The 22,104-nt window shown below is 62.9% G+C and carries 11 protein-coding genes; 2 read left to right on the top strand and 9 right to left on the bottom strand.

Annotation, left to right across the window (positions count from 1 at the left end; all coding sequences use genetic code 11):
- Nucleotides 1-3 precede the first annotated feature (3 nt).
- Nucleotides 4-2,211 (top strand): penicillin-binding protein 1C, encoded by a 2,208-nt coding sequence (pbpC, locus tag U9J41_RS06920; RefSeq protein ID WP_322401174.1) that lies wholly within the window; start codon nucleotides 4-6, stop codon nucleotides 2,209-2,211.
- Here pbpC and U9J41_RS06915 read toward each other — a convergent pair.
- Nucleotides 2,121-3,122, bottom strand: coding sequence for a 5'-nucleotidase (locus U9J41_RS06915; protein WP_322401170.1), 1,002 nt, complete (start codon nucleotides 3,120-3,122; stop codon nucleotides 2,121-2,123). The two genes, pbpC and U9J41_RS06915, sit on opposite strands and share 91 nt — an antisense overlap.
- A 593-nt stretch (nucleotides 3,123-3,715) precedes the next feature.
- Here U9J41_RS06915 and U9J41_RS06910 point away from each other — a divergent pair.
- Complete coding sequence (locus U9J41_RS06910) at nucleotides 3,716-8,911, top strand: RecQ family ATP-dependent DNA helicase (RefSeq protein ID WP_322401168.1); 5,196 nt, start codon at nucleotides 3,716-3,718, stop codon at nucleotides 8,909-8,911.
- Between the two features lie 90 nt (nucleotides 8,912-9,001).
- On the opposite strand, the gene U9J41_RS06905 is transcribed toward U9J41_RS06910, so the two are convergent.
- The 8 genes from U9J41_RS06905 to tssF form a co-directional block, all read right to left on the bottom strand.
- Nucleotides 9,002-9,247: an Imm74 family immunity protein gene (locus U9J41_RS06905; protein ID WP_322401166.1), complete on the bottom strand. Its 246-nt coding sequence runs from the start codon at nucleotides 9,245-9,247 to the stop codon at nucleotides 9,002-9,004.
- A 169-nt stretch (nucleotides 9,248-9,416) separates the two neighbouring features.
- Nucleotides 9,417-9,692, bottom strand: coding sequence for a hypothetical protein (locus tag U9J41_RS06900; protein ID WP_322401163.1), 276 nt, complete (start codon nucleotides 9,690-9,692; stop codon nucleotides 9,417-9,419).
- Nucleotides 9,693-10,786: 1,094 nt separating this feature from the next.
- Nucleotides 10,787-11,119, bottom strand: a complete 333-nt coding sequence (locus U9J41_RS06895) for a hypothetical protein (RefSeq protein WP_322401160.1) — start codon at nucleotides 11,117-11,119, stop codon at nucleotides 10,787-10,789.
- Complete coding sequence (locus tag U9J41_RS06890; RefSeq protein ID WP_322401158.1) at nucleotides 11,116-11,319, bottom strand: hypothetical protein; 204 nt, start codon at nucleotides 11,317-11,319, stop codon at nucleotides 11,116-11,118. The genes U9J41_RS06895 and U9J41_RS06890 overlap by 4 nt, the downstream gene beginning before the upstream one ends.
- 201 nt (nucleotides 11,320-11,520) lie before the next feature.
- Entirely contained in the window at nucleotides 11,521-11,838 is a 318-nt protein-coding gene (locus U9J41_RS06885) for a hypothetical protein (protein WP_322401155.1), read from the bottom strand.
- On the bottom strand, nucleotides 11,835-16,778 hold the full coding sequence (locus U9J41_RS06880) for an RHS repeat-associated core domain-containing protein (protein WP_322401152.1): 4,944 nt from the start codon (nucleotides 16,776-16,778) through the stop codon (nucleotides 11,835-11,837). Before U9J41_RS06880 ends, U9J41_RS06885 begins: the two co-directional genes overlap by 4 nt.
- 17 nt (nucleotides 16,779-16,795) lie before the next feature.
- Nucleotides 16,796-19,909, bottom strand: coding sequence for a type VI secretion system Vgr family protein (locus tag U9J41_RS06875; RefSeq protein ID WP_322401150.1), 3,114 nt, complete (start codon nucleotides 19,907-19,909; stop codon nucleotides 16,796-16,798).
- A 355-nt stretch (nucleotides 19,910-20,264) separates the two neighbouring features.
- Complete coding sequence (gene tssF, locus U9J41_RS06870) at nucleotides 20,265-22,094, bottom strand: type VI secretion system baseplate subunit TssF (protein ID WP_322401148.1); 1,830 nt, start codon at nucleotides 22,092-22,094, stop codon at nucleotides 20,265-20,267.
- Between the last annotated feature and the right edge of the window lie 10 nt (nucleotides 22,095-22,104).

Genomic DNA, 22,104 nt, shown 5'->3' with positions numbered 1-22,104 from the left:
GCCATGAAAGCCTTCCTCGCGTGGATGCTGTTGCCGCTGTCGCTGGCCGCGCTGCCGGCGCTCGCCGCCATGCCGACGCCGCAGGACGTGAAAGCCGCGTGGCGCTCGTCCGACACGACCCTGCTCGACCGGCACGGCGAGATCATCGACGCGGTGCGCGTCGACATGACAGGCCGCCGCCTCGGCTGGGTGGCGCTGGACGACATCTCGCCCACGCTCGGCCGCGCCGTGCTGCAGGCCGAGGACCAGCGCTTCATGGAGCACGGCGGCATCGACTTCCAGGCCATCGGCAAGGCCGCCTGGGACAATCTGTTCGGCGTGCAGCGCACGCGCGGCGCCTCGACGATCACGATGCAGCTCGCGGGCCTGCTCGACCCGAAGCTGGCGCCGCGCTCGGCGGGCCGCACGTGGGCGAGCAAATGGGACCAGGCGCTCGCGGCGCGGGAACTGGAGGCAGGCTGGAACAAGCGCCAGATCCTCGAAGCTTATCTGAACCTGGCCAGTTACCGCGGCGAGCTGCAGGGCATCGGCGCCGCGGCGCGTGGGCTGTTCGGCAAGGCGCCGTCGGGGCTGGATGCGGGCGAGGCCGCGATCCTGGCGAGCCTGTTGCGCGCGCCGGCGGCACCGCCGCGGACGGTCGCGCGGCGCGCCTGCGCGCTCGCGCGCGAGCTCGATCCACATGCGGATTGCGCGGCCATCGAGTGGGAAGTGGACGCCGGGTTCGCGCGCACGGCGGCACCGGCGCCGTCGGCCGCCGGCACGACGCCGCAGCTGGTGCGCCGCCTCGGCGCGGGGCCGGGCAGCGTCGTGCGCAGCACCCTCGACGCCGGCCTGCAGCGCTACACGGCCGCGACGCTGCACCGCCGCCTGGCCGAGCTGGCCGGACGCAATGTGGGCGACGGCGCCGTGATCGTCATCGACAATGCCAGCGGCGAGGTGAGGGCGTATGTCGCGAACGACGGCGCGGGCGAAGTCGACGGCGTGACGGCGCTGCGCCAGGCCGGGTCCACGTTGAAGCCGTTCCTGTACGAGCTGGCGCTGGAGCGGGGCCAGCTCACGGCCGCCTCGCTGCTGGACGACACGCCCGTCGACATCCCGACGGTCGGCGGCCTGTACGTGCCGCAGAACTACGACCACCAGTACCGCGATGCCGCCAGCGTGCGCACGAGCCTCGCCGGGTCGCTGAACGTGCCCGCCGTGCGCACGCTGATGCTGGCGGGGCTGGAACGCTTCCACGAGCGCCTGCGCCAGCTCGGCATCACGAGCCTGACGGAAGCGCCCGAGTTCTACGGCTGGTCGCTGGCGCTCGGCTCCGGCGACGTCAGCCTGCTGGAGCTGACCAGCGCCTACCGCACGCTGGCCAACGGCGGCATGCAGGACGGCGTGACGTTCGTGCCGCGCGCAGGATCGGCCAGGCAAGCGGCCAAACGGCGCGTGCTGGATGCGCGCGCCACGTTCATCGTCGCCGACATCCTGTCCGACCGCGCCGCCCGCAGCACGACGTTCGGCCTCTCCAACGAACTCGCGACGGGATTCTGGAGCGCGGTCAAGACCGGCACCAGCAAGGACATGCGCGACAACTGGTGCGTGGGCTTTTCGGACCGCTACACGGTCGGCGTGTGGGTCGGGAATTTCGATGGCGGCTCGATGTGGGACGTGTCCGGCGTGTCCGGCGCCGCGCCGGTGTGGCGCGACGTGATGGATTACCTGCACCGCGACCGCCCGAGCCGGCAACCGGCCCCACCGCCCGGCCTCGTGCGCCAGACGGTGCGGTTCGCGCCGGCCGTGGAACCCGAGCGCGGCGAATGGTTCGTGCGCGGCACCGAGACGTCGTTGGTCGAGATGCTGGCGCCGGCCCGGCGCGCGCCGCGGATCGTCTATCCGGCTCCCGACAGCGTCATCGCACTCGATCCGGACATCCCGCCATCGCTGCAGCGCATGCGCTTTCGCGCCTACGGCGGCGCGGGACTGCACTGGGAACTGGATGGCGCGAACGCCGGCCCGGCCGACCAGGCGGCCACGTGGGCGCCGCTGGCGGGCGAGCATGAAGTGAAGCTGGTGGGAGACGACGGCCGGGCGGTCGCCGCCGCGCGGTTCGACGTGCGCGGCGCGGCGCCCGGTCAGCTCGCCTCGACCTTTTCGACCAGCAGCGGCGGATCGGCGGACAGGTCGAGCGGCAACGGCGTGAACAGGGGCGAGTCGGAACGGTAGGGCACGCGGCCGTGGCGCGCGGCCGGGTCGAGGTGCAGGTCCTGGTCGTCGAAGATCAGGTGGGCGCGGAATGCCTTGACCACCTTCGACTTGGGCACGCCGCCGAGGAAGAAGATCTCGTTCACGTACACGCCCCAATGGCGCAGGGTATTGATGACCCGCATCTCGGCCGGCGCGCTGCGCGCGGTGACGATGGCGATGCGCACGGGCGACACGTCCGCGCCGAACGGCAGCCGTTCCTGCAGGCGCGCCAGCCTGCGCAGCAGGATCGCGTACGGGCCGTCCTTCATCGGCTCGTTCTGCTTGTCGTCCTCGATCGTGTGGAAGCGGTCCAGGCCCTCGGTCTTGTACACGAGTTCACTGGAATCGTCGAACAGCACGGCGTCGCCGTCAAAGGCGATGCGGACCTGGTCGTCGGGCGGCGCTTCGGCCGCGTGCGGCGGCGGCTTCAGGATCGCAGCCGCGCAGGCCTGGGCGTCGATCACGCGCTGGGCGTCTTCGACATTGGTCGTCAGGAACAGGTCGACGGCGAACGCATCGAGGTAATCGACGACGGACTGGCCGCCGGTGAACGCGTGGCGCGAGATGGGCAACCCGCGCGAACGGATATTGTTGAAGACGCGCACGCCGGTCTCCGGGCTGTTGCGCGACATGACGACGACTTCGACGAGCGGCTTCGTCTCGGACTGGGCGTAGCGGTTCAGGCCGAGCAGGGCGCGCACGAGGGCCATGCCGGTGCCGTCGCGCAGCGGTTCGTTCTCGCGCTCGAGCATGTAGGCGCGGTATTCCTCGAGCGCGCTCTGGGGATTCTTGACGTATCTGGCCTTGTAGAGGGCGTCGGCTTCGGCCAGGTCGAACAGGGCGGTGGCGGAGATGCCGACCACGAGGGTATCGGAAAGGTCGAGGGGCATGATGATCGGATTCCTTGGTTGCGGGCCTGCACGTCGGCAGGACTATTCCTACGGAAATTATGGTGCCCGACACCGATGATTGCTTGAGTTCAAGCAACAATTCGTTGGTGCGGCGAGCCGGCGGTCGCGAACCGCGAACTGTTCCGGCTCGATAGCCTGTGCAGGCCACCGGCCCAGCGCCGCGCCGGCACGGTATGCCGAGGCGGACGCATTCCACGCGATCATCCGGATGGACACCCGCTACCTGCAGGCGCTGATCGACAAGGCCAGGCGCGAAAGACGGGCCGACCCGGTCGCGGAGGCATACATGGATTATCGCGGCCGTCCGGAACGGTATGTATTACCGCGAGATCAGGGTGGCGGCGGACCGGCTGGCACGCGATCCGGACGATATTGCCGTATTAGAGGCGATGGCTACCTGAATCGCCCGCCGTGTCCGGTACCGGGGCATGCCGTTCTTTCGCTGCCAAAGATTCCTTTCGATTTTACAAATGTAATAAACTGTGCCCGGGCAGGGGCGCGCAGGATCGATTTGCGTTCCTTACGACACGCGCGCACCGGTCCGCATTTGATCACCGAGCGCTCACTTACGTATGTTGTCCGACGAATCCGCAACAAGCCAGCTTGTTTCCACCGAACCCGCGCTCGCGGCGGGACAGGAGTCTCGACCGCCCGCCGCTGTGGCCGCATTCGCGCCTCGCTGCGTGTCGATCGATCTCGAAGTCGGCGTCCGGGACCGGAAAATTCATTCCCTCGCGGCGGTGCGCGGCGACAGCGGCGCGGCCTACGTCCATCGCCAGGGCGACTTGCAGGCGGCCTTGTGCCGGCTGGACGAATTCGCATCGGCGGCCTCGTTTTTGCTCGGCCATAATTTCGTCGCCTTCGACCGGGTCCATCTGGCCGCCGCCAAGCCGGATCTGCGCCTGCTGGCGTTGCCGGCCATCGATACGCTGTCCATCAATCCGCTCGCTTTTCCGCGCAATCCATATCATCACCTGGTCAAGCATTACCAGGACGGCAAGCTGCAACGTGGCAGCCTGAACGATCCAGAACTGGACGCACGCCTCACGCTGGACGTTTTCCGCGACCAGTTGAACGCGCTCAAAAGCATGGCCCGGGCATCTCCCCACTTGCTCGCCGCCTGGCACTGGCTGACCACGCTGGACGGTACGGTCTCGGGCCTGAATGCCTTTTTCACGACGATCCGGCGCAGCCCGCGCCCTTCGGACGAGGAGGCGGTCGTTGCCATCGACGCGTGCCTTGCCGGCGAGGGCTGCGCGACCTATGCCGCCGAGCTGCGGCGGCGTGCCCGCGACCACGGATGGGCGTTGTCGTATGCGCTGTCCTGGCTATCGGTATCCGGAGGCAACTCCGTGATGCCGCCTTGGGTCAGGCATCAATTTCCCGAAGCGGAACGGATCGTCCGGCGGCTGCGCGACGTGGCCTGCGGCGATCCCGGTTGCGCCTGGTGCGCCGTACGGCACGACGCCTGCAAGGAATTGAAGCGTTGGTTCGGGTTTTCCGCTTTTCGCCCCGAACCCAAGGATGCGGACGGGCGGCCATTGCAGCAAAAGATCGTGGAGGCGGCGCTGGCCGGCAAGCATGTGCTCGGCATCCTGCCGACCGGTACCGGGAAATCGTTGTGCTACCAGATCCCGGCGCTCTCGCGTTATGACAAGACAGGCGCGCTGACCGTCGTGATTTCGCCGCTCGTCGCGCTGATGGCCGACCAGGTGGCGGGCCTCGAAGCGCGCGGCATCGGCGCAAGCGCCGCCATCAATGGCCTGCTGTCCCTGCCCGAGCGGGCCGACGTGCTGGACAGGGTGCGGCTCGGCGATGTCGGCATCTTGATCATCGCCCCTGAACAATTGCGCAGTAAAACCGTCCGCGCCGTTCTCGCGCAACGCGACATCGGCATGTGGGTGCTCGACGAAGCACACTGCCTCTCCAAATGGGGCCACGCGTTCCGTCCCGATTATCGCTACGTCGGACGCTTCATCCGCGAATCAGCGACGGATCGCCTGGCGCCCGTGCTGTGCCTGACGGCCACGGCCAAGCCGGAAGTCGTGGCCGACATGGTCGGGTATTTCCGCGACAAGGTCGGCATCGAACTGGAAGTGCTCGACGGCGGCGCCACGCGCGACAACCTGGATTTCCAGGTCATGCCGACCACGCCGGCGGAGAAATTCGCACACGTGCACCAACTGTTGTGCAGCGAATTGCCGTCGGGCGCCGAGGGCGGCGCCATCGTGTACTGTGCCTCGCGCAAGCAGACGGAAGAGATCGCGCGGTTCCTGCGTGAGAATGGCGTGGTGGCCGCTCATTTCCACGCGGGCTTGCCGCCGGAGACCAAGAAAGACACGCAAAAGCGTTTCGTCGACGGCGAGTTGCAGGTGATCGCGGCGACCAATGCGTTCGGGATGGGCATCGACAAGCCGGACGTCCGGCTGGTCGTCCACGCCGATATGCCCGGTTCACTCGAAAACTATTTACAGGAGGCCGGACGCGCGGGACGCGACCGCGCCCACGCGCGCTGCGTGCTGATGTACACGGCCGAGGATGTCGAACGCCAGTTCGGCATGTCGGCGCGCTCGCGGCTGTCGCAGCGCGAGATCCAATCGGTACTGAAAGCCCTGCGCGCGCTGGAACGGAAGAAGCAGGGCGCGGGTGAACTCGTCGTCACCGCCGGCGAGATCCTGTCGGAGGAAGCCGACGGCGTATTCGAGCGCGACGCGGCGACCGATGACACTCGCGTGCGCACGGCCATCTCCTGGCTGGAAGAAGCCGCACTCCTGCAGCGCGACGAAAACCGTGTCCAGGTTTTCCCGTCGTCGCTACTGGTCGGCTCATTGCAGGAAGCGGAAGAGCGGCTCAGCAGGCAGCCGTTGTTTGACGATTACCGGCGTCAATTGCTGGCAGTAGTCAAGACCTTGATCGCGGCCGATCCGGACGACGGCATCTCCACCGACGAACTGATGGGTATATCGGGTTTATCCGCTGAAAAAGTCCGCGCCGCATTGTACGATCTTGAACGCCTGGGCATCGCCAGCAACGACACGGTCCTGACGGCGTTTGTCCATGCCGGTACCGTTCGCGCATCGGCCAGGAGGCTCGAAGAGGCGGCCGCGCTGGAAGACGCGCTGGTGTCCTGCTTGCGCACGGCTGCACCCGACCTCCAGAAAAACGAGGGCTCGACACTGCAACTTCGCCACGTGACACAAGCGCTCAAGGACGCCGGTCACGCGACGGCGTTGCCGGAACGGATACTTCGGATCCTTAACAGTCTCGCCGCGGATGGCCGTGGCGAGGACGGTGGCCTCGGCAGCGTCCGCCTGCGGCGCCTGGATGCCGAGAACGTCGTCGTCACGCTGCAGCGCGACTGGAACGCGCTCGCCAGGACGGCCGAGGTGCGGCGGCAGGCGGCGGCTTGCGCGCTCCAGCACTTGCTCGACGTATTGCCGCCGGGCGCGCGCGGCACCGACCTGCTGGCGGAAACCAGCCTCGGCAAGCTGCGCGGTGCACTGAGCAAGGACGTCGCGCTGGCCGCTTCCGCCAGGCACCTCGAGAAATTGCTCGACCGGGCATTGTTGTGGCTGCACGAACAGGACATCATCCGTTTGAACAAGGGGCTTGCGGTGTTCCGGCCGGCGATGTCCATACGCCTGTCGGCCGAACGGCGCAACTTCGCCAAGGCCGACTTCCTGCCGCTGAAACTGCATTACGACGAGCAGGTGGTGCAGATCCACGTGATGGCGGAATACGTGCGGTGCGGCCTGCAGATGATGGCCGACGCCCTGAAGCTGGCCTTCGATTATTTCAGCCTCGAGCGCGAAACCTTCCTGGGCCGCTGGCTGCCGGGAAAGCACAAGGAACTGGAGCGCCAGACCACACCCGCGTCGTGGGCAGCCATCGTCGACGATCTGCGTCATCCGCAACAGCAAAGAATCGTGGCGGACGACCGCGAACAGACCAATGTGCTGGTGCTGGCCGGACCCGGCTCCGGCAAGACGCGGGTCCTGGTCCATCGCATCGCCTACCTGATCCGGGTGCGCCGGGAAAATCCGCACGGCATCCTGGCGCTGGCGTACAACCGCCACGCCGCGCAGCAGATCCGCCAGCGCCTTGCCGACCTGATCGGCGATGATGCCCGGGGCGTCGTCGTCATGACCTGCCATGCCTTCGCCATGCGGCTGACCGGAACGAGTTTCCGCAAGCATGCGGCGAAGGATGAATATGGTTTCAAGCAGGCCTGCAAGGATGTCATCGCGCAGGCGGTCGCCCTGCTGAAAGGGGATGAGGCCGCGCCGGACGAAGCGGACACGCAGCGGGACCGCTTGCTGTCCGGGTTTCGCTGGGTCCTCGTGGACGAGTACCAGGACATCGGCCCGGAACAGTACGAGCTGATTTCGGCGGTCGCCGGCAGGACGCGGGCGGACGAAGACGGTCGCCTCACGCTGTTCGCCGTCGGCGATGACGACCAGAACATCTACGCATTCGACGGCGCCAGCGTCGAGTACATCCGGCGTTTCGAAAACGACTACGCGGCGCGCCCCGTGTACCTGACCGAGAATTACCGCTCGAGCCATCACATCGTCGACGCCGCCAACCGCGTGATCGCAGCGGCCGCCGACCGGATGAAAGCAAAAAATCCGGTCCGCATCAACCAGGCGCGGCAGAAGGCGGATCCCGGCGGCGCGTGGGCGCACATCGACCCGGTCGCGCAGGGGCGTGTACAGCTGCTGCCGGCGGGCGACAGGCCCCAGACCCAGGCCGTCGTGGTCGTGGACGAGCTGCGCCGCCTGGCCGCGCTGGACCCCGCCTGGGACTGGGCGAAGACGGCGATCATCGCGCGCGAGTGGCGGACACTGGACCCTGTGCGCAGCTATTGCGAACTGCGCGGCATCCCGGTACAGACGGCCGATGAAGAGATGGTGCATTGCTGGCACCTGCGCGAAGCGCGCGACCTGGTCGAGTGGCTGCGCGGCAGGGACGGCGGACTGATCAGCGCGGGCGATGTCGGCGACTGGCTTGCCGCTCAGCGGGACGGCCCCTGGTGGACCTTGTTGCGCGACGCGGTCGAGCAATACGGGTTGGAGACGGCGCAGTCCGTGCTGCCGCGCGAGCACTTCATCGAATGGCTAGCGGAATGGGGACGGGAAGTGCGCAGGCGCCAGCGCGGCCTTCTGCTCTTGACCGCGCACCGCGCCAAGGGGTTGGAATTCGATCATGTGGCGGTGCTGGACGGCGGCTGGAATCGTGTCGGCGACAATGAAGATCCGGACGCGCCGCGCCGCCTGTTCTATGTCGCCATGACGCGTGCGCGGCATACGCTCGCGCTGGCGGTGCTTGGCCGGGGGCACCGCTTCGCCGCCGCCCTGGACAAGGCACCGTGCGCCTTGCGCCGGGACCTCCCGCCGCCGGGGCCCGTCCCGGCCCAGCTCGCGCGCCGATACTTGCGACCGACGCTGAAGGAGGTCGATCTCGACTTTACCGGGCGCCTGCCTTCGGCCGATCAAATCCACGGCGCCGTCGCACGGTTGGCCGCGGGCGCGACTATCGTCTTGCGCCCGGTTGGAGACCGCTGGCAGTTGTGCGACATGGATGGCCGGGTCATCGGCCGGCTGGCACGCGCCTTCGCGCCGCCCGCCGGGATGCGCTGCGTGGACGCACGTGTGCATGCCATCATCGTCCGGCGCAAACAGGACTGCGAGCCTGGGTTCCAGGCCCTGCTGTGCTGCGATCAATGGGAGGTGGTGTTGCCTGAACTGGTATTCGAGCCGGTGGCTTGACGGGCGCGGGGAGGGCCATCGCAATACCAGGAAGGGGCGCCGCTGGCGGTGTTTGTCATCGCTCGCAGACGGCCAAACCGATTAAACTCACTATTCAGTCTCTAAGAACATTTTTCTTCTAGAGAACTCCTCCTTTAGGAACTGCATCAGCTGCTCCTTCTCGGCGGGAGTAACGTCTTCTTGGTCATTTGGCGCATCCCATTTTTCAATGCTGTTCTGATACAGCACGAAGTCGGGAGATCCGTAGCCCCTCAAAAGCGCTTCACCGTATATGGTGACGCTCTTAGCGCCGTCCTTCACCCAAAGGTGTCCACGTGCAATTTCTGTCAGTTTCATGTCGGTCATCGTCTAAAGATAGTTTTCGTGGTGCCAGTCTTGGGGGCAATGGTGTCGATCTGGGTCACGGATGGGTTGCTCATTAATGCCCCTTTTTCCCGCGTTTCCCAAATGTTGCCAGGCCGGAGCTGCCTGCCCAATCGCTCCGCGAGTAAAACCACACGATCTATTAAATGGATTGCACATGCTTCTTGATTGACCTACTAAGTTTTTCAAGCCTTCCCCACCAGTCCTTTTGCGATAAATGAGGTAAGTAAAAATCTCCAAGCCACTTCACGTGGCAACGCATCTCTATCTGCTTCAAAGCTTCATTACGCGTATTCGCCAATAAGGTTTGGTCTAACGCCAAATCAACAAGGTGCTGCAACTCATCAGCATCTTTAGTAAATCCTACTTGATGCAAATCGGAGACAATGCTGGTAATTAATTCTGAAAAGGTCGTCATCGTTTGACTGCTCCTGTGTATTTTCCTCCGGCGGTTACGACTTGCCAGCCCTCTCCGGTTTTGTCAGATCCCCACTGTAGCTGAGGCGCCACTTTTCCTTCAAGTAGCATTTGATTCCGAGTTAGGGCAACAGGACTTTCAAATTCTGCTGTATTGCTTGGTGGAAGCGCAAGTTTTTGGCGTCTTTCGGCAGCTGTTGCCCCAGCCGAGCATCGCGTCACAAATACTCCTGACTTTGCTCCTGCGTCGTATTCCGCATTATGAATTGCTCACCGGCGCATCCGTGAGAAGTATAAATTTGACCATCAAAGCTGTTTGCTGCCTCCTGCTGCGCCGTTTTTGAAAGTCCTCGTGCTTTCAAAAGGTTGCTTGCAAAGTTATTTTTGATTGGACTTCCTGTGCATGTGGTGAGCCTCAGCGGGTCCATCCATTCCGTTGGATTAGGTGCGTACCAAAGTAATATTTTTGAAAATCATTCCTTCGGATTTGTTTCAGTTGAATCGTGCTCGAATCTGATCTCTAAACTTAGATCGCCTTGCTTCGCGTCATAAAAAAATATAGCACTTCCCCATTCGCAAGAATCCAGAAAAGCAGTGCTTGGATGATCGCTTATAAACCTCAAATTCAGCGACTTCTCACATGCTTTTATCACTTTTGACTCGAGAATGCTGGATGTGAAAAATTCGATCAAATCAAATAAAAACGTTAAGGAGAAGGACCTTCCTTCTCCGGCTTCAATCACGCCATCGGCCGATTGTCCGCAAACACTGACTTTTGTTAATAAGCGATAGCGTGTTCGTCCTTGATTTGTGTGAATCGGGGACGAACATAGCTTTGCGATAGAGCCGACGAGAACGCCATTCGCGTCAACCTCTATAGGTTTCGATTCAACAGAAGCCGAACCGTGATTTAAATCTAATTTAATGGTATGCAGCGAAGCTGATCTCCAAGGGGTATATGGTTGTTCATCTATACCGAATCTCGATACCGCAGCACGTCGACTTCAGATCGGCTCTCGAAACTACGCCGCCCCAAGAGAAGTCGAACACGTCGGCTCCTAGTGATGTCGATGAAGGCGAGCACTTCAGTTGCTTCTAGAGCATCGCGGTCAGCGTTTTCTTCTCGGCTAGGAGGTCTTTCTCCGTGGCGTTATAACCTAAGGCGGACACATTGCTCTGCTCGAGCGTCAGCGTTACTCCGTGTACAACGTCTCTAGAGAATCTGATACCGGCCACGAAGCGCTGTCCCCACAACTGAATTGAAACCGGGCCATACAAGACGAAATCGGGGGCCGACTCTCGGCAGCTTATGTGCTGGCCAAGGCCACGGTCAAATTCCGAGCGTGCCAGTCCGGGAAAGGCCAGTACTTGATCATCGGTGCGCAAGACACCGTCGCCTAACAAAAAATTGCTGTTCAATGGTGTCATTTTGAAAATTTCACAATAGTTCCACTGGTCAATTTTGGTTTGTTGCCATTTTCAATGAAGTATTGGGTTCCTCCACCCGCTCCTAGATGAGGATTGGCAAGCGCCGTGTCCTTTGCGGCGCAAATATCTTCCTTGACGACAAACGCTTGTACTTGTCTTCGCATCGGCAGCATGCCGGATGTATTGCCCGCATGGGCCACTTGAACAAGGTCATTGTACCCTTGTGCCGCGCCGCCCTTTAGTACTGCGGGCGAACCTGCAAAATAGTTTCCGGGCTTGGGTCCGTATGTGTCAAGACCCGCCTAGAACACGTACAATTTTCTTTTCACACTTCAACCGTATGTCTCCCCGTGAGACGTGAGAAATTTAAAAAATCATACTCAAAGCAGTTCGTTTTTTTGTTAGATTGTCGACCAATCGATAGTATCTTTCTCACCTGTTAATCGAAAAATAAAGTAGTTGATTGCATGAAACTCGTTTGAAAATATCGCCACATCAAAATTTATTCCGCGTTCGGTAGTACATACCAGCCAAAAATCATTTACTTTATGAATAACTAGTTCGCCAAATCCGGCAGTGAGTTGACTACCAAGGGCGTATTCATTCCTGTTGATTCCCTTTGTATCAAGAAATTGTCGAACTTTATCGAACAACGGCTCGATTGCCATTGAATTTGGGGGGGGCTTTTCAAAGTCAAATCCTGGTAACTCAATAATCATGAACTTCTCCTTAAACAACCTGAAGCAATTAATTGCTCTACTGACTTTTCCGTCTTGTGTTGCGTGCCATTTCCGATCTCATCGAACCATGGTGTAGCTGGGCCTGATTCCACAACAATTGGTTTGGTGACTTCATATTGATAATAGGGGGCCAGTTTATCGGTCCCTGGTGGTAACGCACGTCCTGCATACGAAGCACCATTTGGCGCTAGAAAACGACCGCGTTCTCCACCATAACGATCAAGCTTAGTGCCAACGACTAGTGTTTCTTTCGTTGACGCTCCATAAAACCCATCATTAGGCGGATACCACCAACTGCCATCGGTTTTTTTCCAACCCACTGCTTTCGCAGCCTTTCTCTCTGCAGCACATGGATCACTCTTTTCTGCAACGCGACGAGACGTTCTTCGCTGTGCCGAATTGCCAGATAGTCCGAGCGGATCAAGCCAACCAACAGGGTTCGGAGCGTATGCATAGGTATTAACGCCTCCAAGTAGACCAATCGGATCTTGTGTGAGGTAGCGCGCCATGTGCGGATCGTAGTACCGATACCGGTTATAGTGCAGCCCCGTTTCTTCATCGAAGTATTGTCCTTGAAACCGTATCGGATTCCGCATCCCGGCCTTGCGCGCCGCCTCGCTGATCGCCTCCATCGCTTCTCCCCACGCCTTGTACTGCGCCGACCACGCAACCTTGCCTTCATGGTCGGTCAACTCCTGCGGCGTGCCCAGATGATCGCATTGATAGAAGGCGATCTCGTCCTTACCGAACGGCTCGGCTTCCTGCTCGTACTCACCGTTCCACAGCGGATCAAGTGTATTGTCGTACTTGCCGTCGTTGCCCGCCATCAGCGCCTTGACATCGGTAGTGGGCGCCAGTCGAAGCGCCTGGCTTTGCGAGGCCTGCACCAGCGGCACGAAGCTGTCGCGCTCGTACACATAGTGCACCGTCCGTTCGCCTGCCGCATGGCCCTTGCGCACACTGCTTTCCAACGCCAGCGTGTCGCCGTCCCAGCCGTACATGGTCCGGGTCGTCTCGCGAAAGGCGGTGCCATCCATCGCCTGGCTGTGCTTGGCAATGCGCCGTCCCAGCGGATCGTAGGCAAAGGTGGTGATGCCATGATCGGTCGCGGCGCGGGTCATCCGGTTGAACGCATCCCATTGATATTCGGACCGCTTGCCGTCCTGGGTACGTTCCACGACGTTGCCGCGTTCGTCGTAGCGGTAGCTGACGCCGGCATATTCCTTGAGCAGGTTGTCCAGCAGTTTCGGCAACGGGGCGCGACGGGTGGTCGGCGCCTGCTGCGCGGTATCGGCTGCCTGGATGTTGCCGGCGGGGTCGAAGGCGAAGGTTTCATGACCCAATTCGCTGTTAGCCGCCAGCAGGCGCCCGACTGGGTCATAGCGGTATTCGACGTGGCCGCGCCGGCTGTCTTCGAGACAGGCCAGTTGGCCGGAAGGGTCGTAGCGGTAGCGCCGCAGGATCGCGGCTTGCGTGCCGGCCTGGACGCCGGGACGGTACGGGGCGGCGTATGGATACCGGTCCTTCTGGCTGGCCTGCGCGGCGGCGCCGAGCTGCTGTTCGATCAGGCGCCCAAGCGGGTCGTACTTCATCGTTTGCAGCAGGCCGTTGGCCTGGGTGCGGCCGGTTTCCTGGTACAGCGTGTCGCGCTCGAAGGAGACGAGGTCTTGCCCGTCGAGCAGCAGGCCGTGCACGTGGCCGGCACCGTACGTCAGCCATTCGATGCGGTGGCCGTCGGGGCGGGTAGTGCCGTTACGCTGGTTGAGTTCGTCGTATTGGTGGTGCCAGACCGCGGTGCGCCTGTCGGGGTGGAATGGGCCCTGGTAGTGCTGGTGTTCGCGGACGAGGTTGCCCGCCGCGTCGTAGAACCATTGCAGCCGGGCGTGTTCGTTCTTCGCTTCGGCCAGCTGGCCGTTGGCGTTGTAGGCGAAGGTTTCAGTTTGCTCGGGCTGGCCGGGGGCTGCGGCGCGGCGTTGCACGAGCCGGCCCATGGGGTCGAAGTCGAGCCGCGTGGTCACGCCGGCTTCGACGGTTTCCGCCAGCACGCCGCTGGCTTCGTCGTAGCGGTATTCGGTGACCTTGCCGTCGAAGCCCTGTTCCTGCAGCAGGCGGCCGACCGGGTCGTACTGGAAACGGTAGACACTGCCGTTTTCGTTTTCCAGTGCGGACAGGCGCCCCAGCGCGTCCCATTGATAGCGCAAGTTGTGTCCAAGGGCGTCGATGCGCTTCGCGATCAGTCCGGCCGCGGTGTAGCGGTAGGCGGTGGTGCGCGCGAGCGCGTCGGTGTGCGCTAGCAGCCGGCCTTCGGCGTCGTGGCGAAACTGCTCCTGGCTGCCGTCGGGGTGGATGACGGCTTCGAGCTGGCCCGGACGGTTGCCGCTGTCGGTGCCTTCGCGGTGTGCTTGCGCCAGCGTTGCGGGACTGAGCGTTGTGTAGCGGTAGCGGGTCGCGTTACCGGCGGCGTCGATGCGTTTAACCAGGCGCTTGCGCTCATCGTATTCCCACTGGCTGCTGTGCCCGGAACAGTCTGTGTAGGTGGCGAGCTGGCCGTCGGGGGTGTAGGCTAGTTTCGTGACGCCACCCTTGGCGTCGTGGACTTCGACGGGCCGGCCAGCCTTGTCGTACGCGTATTGGGTCTTGTTGCCGCGCGGGTCTGTTTCCTCGACAAGTTGGCCCTGTGCATTGTAGTCACGCTTCCAGGTGCCGCCTTCGCCGTCGCGGATGCCGGTGACGCGGTGCTGGCCGTCGTACTCGAAGTGCACCTGGCTGCCGTCGGCGCGAGTGTGGGTGAGCAGGTTGCCCTGGCCGTCGTAACCGTAATGCTCGCTGCTGCCGTCGGCATGGATGTGACGGACGACGTTCTTGGCGTCGTCGCGGAACAGCCATTCCTCGCGCCCATCCGGATACACGATGCGGTACGTGTAGCCGGCGATGTCGTAGTAGTAGCGGGTCTCGTGGCCGAGCGCGTCGGTGACGTAGGTCAGGCGGATGTTCTTGTCCCATTCGAGTCGGGTGTCGTCGCTGCCGTCGTCGGCCCACTCGCGGATCGCTTTGGCATTGGTGCCGCTGTCGATGCTGGTGTCGTAGGCGAGGTTCATGCCGCGCCCGGTGCGGTCCAGGTAGCGGGTGACGAGGTGGCGGTCGTATTGGTACTGCCAGGCGGCGGCGTTTTCGTCCTGGGCGAGGATCAGGTCGCCGTGCTCGTCGTAGTCGTAGCCGGCAAGCTGGCGCAACAGCTTGCCATCCTTGATTTCCCATAGCGCAAGGATGCGGCCGGTATCAAGGTCGATGCGGGTGCCGGCATGGGCGACGATGGTTTCGCCCTGCTTGCTGATGATGTCGCTGAGCACTTCCTCGCCGGCGTACGGGCCATTGGCGACGACGTGGTCGTAGCGCAGGCCGAGGGCGGCGCCGTCGCGGGCATGCAGCGCGATCAGCCGGAAATGCTCCTTGCCCAGCTCGGCTGCCTTGGCGCGCACGGTGTCGACCAACTCATAGGTTTCGCGCCAGGAACTGGACTCGCCTTCCGGCAGCGGCTTGCCGAAGTCGAGCGTGAGCAGGGTGATGCTCATGCGCGTGAGTGTAATTTGCTCGACCGGGTCGTAGTGCTGCTGGCCGATGTCCAGCCATGGGTAGCGGTGGCTGCGGCCGTCGGCGGCGTGATAGAGCAGGGCGGCGGGCTTGCCTTGGCCGAGGACGTCGACACGCGTGCTGTACGGGGTGAGCCAGCGCGCGCCGAGATTGCCGCGGTCATAGGCGCACAGCTGGCTGCGGTAGGTGCGGCTCCAGTCGATGGGGAGCGGCGCATCGAGTACGAAGTCGGTGTGGGTGAAGGTTTCGGCGCCGGTGGCGAAGCTGATCGAGTGCGCGGTGCCGCCTTTTGCGGGGCATAGCTTGCAGGCATTGGCCTCGCCCGTCGCCGGATGTTGGCGGCTGGTGGCGCCCAGCTCGTGGCCGGGCTTGTCCTTTTTGTGATGCGAGCCCTTGCTTGATGGGACCAGCGCCGGGTACCGCCGCTTGTGCTTGGTGACCGCGTCGCGCAGCCGCATCAGTAACCAGCGGATGCTCATCTGGGCCTGTTCGTCGGCAAGGGCGGCGAGCTTGCCGCGAAACGCCGGCTTGAAGTCGGTCAGGTGCCCGATGATGCCCGTCACGCCAGCTACCGCGCTCTGCGGCAGGAGGCTGGCTGCCGCGGCGACAATGTAGTTCGCGCTCATCTTGTACTGCCTGCCAAGGGCGCCAAGCATGCGGCGCCAGCTGCTTTGCACTTTGGGGTCGTGCAGCTTGCTCTCCACTTCCGCCGTGGATGCCACGTCGAACAGCGGTTCCTTGCCGATGCAGCGCTTGAGGATCTTGATCAGGTCGTCGGCAATGCCGTCGGCGGTATTGGCGCAATCGTCCAGGATACCTGCCAGCTTTCCCATCGCGCCGTCGATGAAGGTCTCGATCTCGCCGGCCAGCGTGGCGTTGAGGTGCGCGACCAGCACCTCGATCAGCGCGGGGCCGAGATCCTTGACGCCCAGCGCCAGTTTTTGCCGGACCAGGTGCAGCGCCGGCCGCAGGCTCATACGTGCGGCGCTCATCGTTGGCGGGACCGGGATCACGCCGATCAGGTTGACGCCCAGGCTGACCCATTCCAGGAAGTCGATTTCCTTCTTGGCGATGTACTTCTGGACCACCCCCACCATGTCCATGATGGCGTCGATCAGCGCCATGATGTTGCCGATCACCGGCAGGCTGCCGGCCACGGTACTCAGGCGCTCCAGCGTGACGTAGTCATAGCTGATCTTGCGCAGCCATTTGTCGAAGGCGGCGGCAGCGGCGCCGATGTCTTGCTGGGCGATGGTGTTGAGCGGAGCGACTGCGACTTCCGGCGCGCGCTCGGCGGGCTTGGGCGGGGCTTGCGTGGGTTTGGTCATGGCGGTTTTTTATCTTTTTATATGACGGTTTTTTTGGGGATCGAGAGCGGAACTTCAGCGCCGATGCGCGGCAGCGATCCGGGCAAACCGACGGTGGGGGCGACGGCGGCAGGCTTGCCGGCACTTAACGCGCCGTAGGTATCCAGGGCCATCGCGGCGCCAGGCAGCTTGTCCGCCACATTGGCCATGGCGGTCTGTCCGACCGGCGCCAGCAACGCTTGCGCGCCGCCTTTTTGCAGCGACTGCACCGCGCTGGCCGCTCGCTCCGCGGCTTGCGCAATCGCGCCGAACTTGCCGGCTGCGCCGTTGAGACTGCCTGCCGCAGCGTTGGCGCTGGCGAGCAGTCCGGGGTTCTGCGCCCTCGGCGCCAGCGCTGTCCGGTCAGACGTTGCCACAGCATCGGCGCCCACCTCGGGCAGCGCCACCGTCGGCCATTCGGTTCCTTGGCCGAAGTAGCTGCCTTCGTCCCACGGGTCGCGCGGATCCTTGCCGTAGCTGACCGTGGCCATTCCCATCGGCAGGCCGGCCACGCTGGCGAAGCCGTTTCCATCGAGCGTCCCCTGGTGGACGCCACCTTCGGCGTCGACGACGGTGTAGTCGCCCTGCCGGACGCCTTGGCGCCTAGCGCCTTCCGGGCTCACGTACTGATGATGCAGGTCGAGCTGCCCCGGCGGCAGTTGCACGGTCTGCGGCAGGCCCGGCGTGCCTTCGCTCTTGCCAGGGACGAAGCTGTGGTGTGCCGCGTGCTGGACCCAGTTGCCGGTGGTGCCATGGACGATGCCCGATGCGTTCCAGCGGCTGAAGCTGGTGCCGCCGTTGATCACCACCTCTTCCTTTGCCGTGATCGTGATCCGGTTGGCGGTATGGGTGATGTTGAGCTTGGCCAGGATGTTGACGCTGTCCTTCAAGGCGGTGATGTCGATGTCGGCGCTGGCCGCCACCAGCTTCATACCGGCCTTGTAGGCAAACATGCGCACTGCTTCCTTGACGCTGACGAGCAGGCTCTTGCCCGCGCTCAGGCTGGTATGGCCGCCGCTGGTCAGGGCGGTGTGCGCCACGCTCATCAGATGAGTGGAACCCTGCGTGCTGGTTTCGATGCCGGCGGGGCTGGCTAGAAGCAGGTGGGGCGCCTGGAATTCCGGGAATTCGCCTTGTCTAGGCGTGCCCCCTTGGCCTTTGATGGCGTCGACCTGCGCCTGCAGCGCGGCGGCGACCTGGTCCTGATCGCCCGGTAGGTGCGCCAGCGCCTGTTGTGCAACTTGCGACAGGCTGTCGTGCAATTCCTGGCCCTGCGCCATGCGCGCCAGCGTCTCCGCCATGTCGGTGATATGGGCGCGGGCGTTGGGCCGTCCTTCGGTGCTGAGCAGCAGGCCCTGCTGCGCGCGCACCGCGCCGTGGCCGTCGGTGCGCAGCTCGAAGCCCTGGCCGCGCGCATCCTTGCGTCCGGCATTGTCTTCGATGCGGTTGATATGGCCGAGGCTGAGCTGGCTGGCGAGATGATCGCTTTTCAGCTGCGCCTGGATCTTGCCTGGGGTATCGTCCAGCACCAGGTGATTGCCGCGCCCGCTGCCTTCACCCGACTGCAGCTCGTGGCTACGCAAGCCGCTCAAGGCCTGCTGTTCGGGCAACTTCCACGGCGGCATATGCGTGTAGTTGTACAGCGCGCCAAGAATCAACGGATGGTCGATGTTCCCGTCGAGGAAGATCACAGCCACCTCGTCACCGACCCGCGGCAACCGGATATTCCCGAATTCGCTACCGGCGCCGGGCGACATCACGCGCACCCAAGGCGAACTGTTCTCGTCGTAATTGCCCAGCCTGTCCCAATGGAACTGGACCTTGATTCGGCCATAGCCATCCGTGTAAATTTCGGACCCGGCAGGCCCGACCACGATAGCCGTCTGGATGCCGGGATAGGTGCAGGGCTGGCTGTTGTAGTTGCGTCCCGGCAGCCACGGGATATCCTTGCGTACGCAGCGGAATGTGTTCTCGTAATGCGACGGCGCGCCCGGTCCGGCCTGGTAATTGTTGCTGGCTTCGTGGTCGACGGACAGGATCAGGTAGTCCCGGTCGGCGATACTTGGATGTGGCGCTTCGCCCTGCGCGGGGGTTCGGAGCTCGGCGCTGAAGTGGCCGCCGAGCTTGAAGAACCGGCCCGGCTGGACCGTGCGGTCGTTGCCGCGCGCGTCAAAGATTTGCGTGTTTGCGTCGCGCTCGCCCATGCGCTGACAGGCGAGTTTTTCGCCGTCGTCGTGGGTCCGGAAACCGTACGAGCCGGTGTTTTCGTAGATCTCGTGGGGAAAGACGTCGCCCTGGTTGTTGAGCGACTCGGCGCTCGAGCGCTGTACGACGGGGTTCTTGAAATCGAAGCTGACCAAGGTCGTCTGGCCGGAGCCGATGCACCGGTTGGGGCTCCATTCGTGGATGCCGTCGTCTTCGAGCGAGCCGGCCTTGTCGCGGAAGGGGATTGTTCCGGAATCGTCGATCCCGGTCGGATCGATGGGCTGGGCGAGGTAGCTTTTATCGTAGAGCCAAAGCGTGTGTCCATCCGCCCGGTGCTCGTAGGAATACATCAGGCCAAGCGCTTCCCAGCGGCGGTGCAAATGGTTGTAGTCGGTTTCGTCGTACTGGTTCGCGCAGGTCATGCGCGGATCCTCGTCGATGATGTGCGTACACCAGTCGGCCTGGCCGTAATGAGCAAATGTGAGTTCGGTCAGTTCGATGACGTTTTTACCGTGGAATGACACGTTGTCCTTGCGCAGCTTGGCGAAGGCGAGCCACGGTTCGAGCACCATCTGGTAGAAGGCGAAGCCGCCGTCGGTGCGCAGGAAGCGGAATTCGGTGACGTAGCCGTTGAAGTAGCGCAGCGACCCGTCTTCGCGCACGAGCGAGATTGTCGCCATCCTGGCCATCATCGCCTTCAGGGGAATCTGCGCGTCATCCGACAGGAGTTCCACCTCGAAGCAGAAGCAGCGCGAGACTTCCTCGTGCGCCCTTAATCGGTTCGGCAGCAGGATGGATTCCGGCCCGTCATTGCGGGGGAAGGCCAGACGCATCAGGCGGTCGTTTTGTGCATCGAGAGTGAACGCCGACAGTGCAGCTCCCGCAGCGATCGCTTGGCTCCTATCCATGTATTGCCTCCCATGGTTTATCAGGTAACAGAATTTTCCATTGGCTAAGGTAACCAACAGGTCTTGGACGACCTTGATAAAAGGCAAAAATCGAACTCTGCTGTTGTCTCAGGGGAATGCCGGCGTGACGTGGATGTGAGGGACGGCTGGCCCGGGCGCTCCCGTAAGGTCGAGCGGTTCGACTTGCATGCTCTCGATCTCGCTGGCCGGAAAAGTCGGCGACAGGCTGTTACGAAAGTGCAGGACCCGGCTGAACGCTTGGGCATAGAAAATGACCAATTGCGCAACATCCGTCCCAGGACATTCAGCAATTGTGCGAACCAGTACCGGTATGGTGCCGCGAGCAGGCGCTCGGTCATGACAGCGGCATGCAGCCGCTTCTCGGTTTGCATCGGAACAGTTCCTCTCCGGATTGCCGTGACAGGATCACCAGCTCGATAAAGCTGCTCATCTGTGCGTACAGCGCAAAAAACTGGTCCATGATCTGTACGAACAAGTACAGGCCGGTGCCAACGAAGGCCTCTTCGTCGATCGTCAGGCGCACTTCGGTCCCGTGCGCCAGCGACGGCCCGCGTTTGTGCCTTAACCATGCGGTGGTCTCGGCATGCTCCAGCCCGACGATGCCGGCGATCTGCCGCTGCGATACCGCCGATCCCGTGAAGTCGTACAAGGCCAGCATGTCGCGCAGGCCGTCCGCGCCTTCTGTCGCGAGCGAGCGATGGTTGCGCGTCAGGTGCGAGATGAGTCGCCAGTGCGCACCCTGGTCATTTGAGAGGCGATGGGGACGCGTCGGCCTGCGAAGAAAATGGATCGCTGCGCCCTTGGCGGCGCCTGGGATGGACAGGTCGCCGCGGGCCGAGCTGGATTTCAACAGGCAAGGCAGGTCGCGGTTCGTGCAGGTGAGGTCGATCGACAGCGTCATTCTCTCGAGCGCGAGCGGTGCACCGTCGACATCGACGAGCGAGATAACTTTTTCATGGCCCGGGCTGGTCGCTGTCAGCGTGTCGTCATGACGCAGTATCCAATAATGCCCTTTGCGTGCATCGCTCTCGCCGTGCCGGAGTGCGTAGAACGGGAGGAATTCGACCGGCGCGATTTGCTTGCTCCGCTTCCGCACCATATGGACCCGCTCGACCGAATAGACTTCGTACGCCGCCGCATGCGTGGGATGCGCCAGCACAGAATATTCGGCCGTTTGCTGGCGGTAGCCGATCGGAACACCCGGTTGCTTGAACAGATTGACGACCGGAGTACAGCCAGGGATCAGGCTTTGCGCCGATAGCCCGGCGAGGGTCCTTGCCTGGTCCAAGCCTGGTGGTATCCCCGCCAGCCCCAGATGCATTGTGAAGCGCGTGCAATCCGCGGGTAACCGTGCACATAGCGTGGCCAGGTCGATGTCGAAGAAGTTGAACTTCGCCGGAAAGGTGAAGTACTCAGCAAGAATGCGGTAGGCACGGTGCGAGCGAGCGTCGACCGGGATCAAGGCATCATCGTCGGCGAAGCCGACCGGTGCGATCGGTATTGCAGCGAGAGGCATCCACGTTCCGTCCGCGCCTGCCTGCACGTAAGCCGACGCCGTCCGTATGAACAGCGCGTCGCGCAGCGTTGCGCAGAACGAGGCGTCGCCGTCGAGATAGACCCGCAAAGGCGACGTGTTTGCAAGGAGGGGGACCGCGGATTCGAACTCGATGCTGATCGACGCCGCCACGCCCGACGGCAATCTGGTCGAAGACGGCGCGCGGATGACCGCATCGAACCAGGCTGCGGCAATGACAGCCGGTGACGGCGTGACATCGTATGCGGTCTGGAATTTGCAGTTCACGCCGCGGATCGGTGCCGACTCCAGTAAGGTTCCACGCGGGACGGTTTCGGTGCCGCTGCCAGCGCTTCGGGTGGCCGGGAGAAAGCGCACGATCGCGCAGGAGGGAAACGGCCGAAGACAGTGCGGAATCAGGAGGTTGAGCAGGGCCTCCGTAAATTGTGGATACGAGTCGTCCAGGCGTTTTGATACACGGGCGCACAGCAGAGCGACGGATTGGATCAGGCGTTCGACATGTGGATCGTCGCAGGCTTCGCCGCCGAGCTGGAGTTTTGCGGCGACCTGCGGATAGCGCTCGGCATACTCGCGGCAAAGCTGCCGCATGGTGCTGAGCTCGCGTTCGTACTGCGCAAATAGTTCGTCCATGACGGTTGTG

Source organism: Massilia luteola, assembly GCF_034420155.1.
Lineage (GTDB): Bacteria > Pseudomonadota > Gammaproteobacteria > Burkholderiales > Burkholderiaceae_D > Telluria > Telluria luteola.
This window is presented reverse-complemented; position numbering and strand designations above follow the sequence as displayed.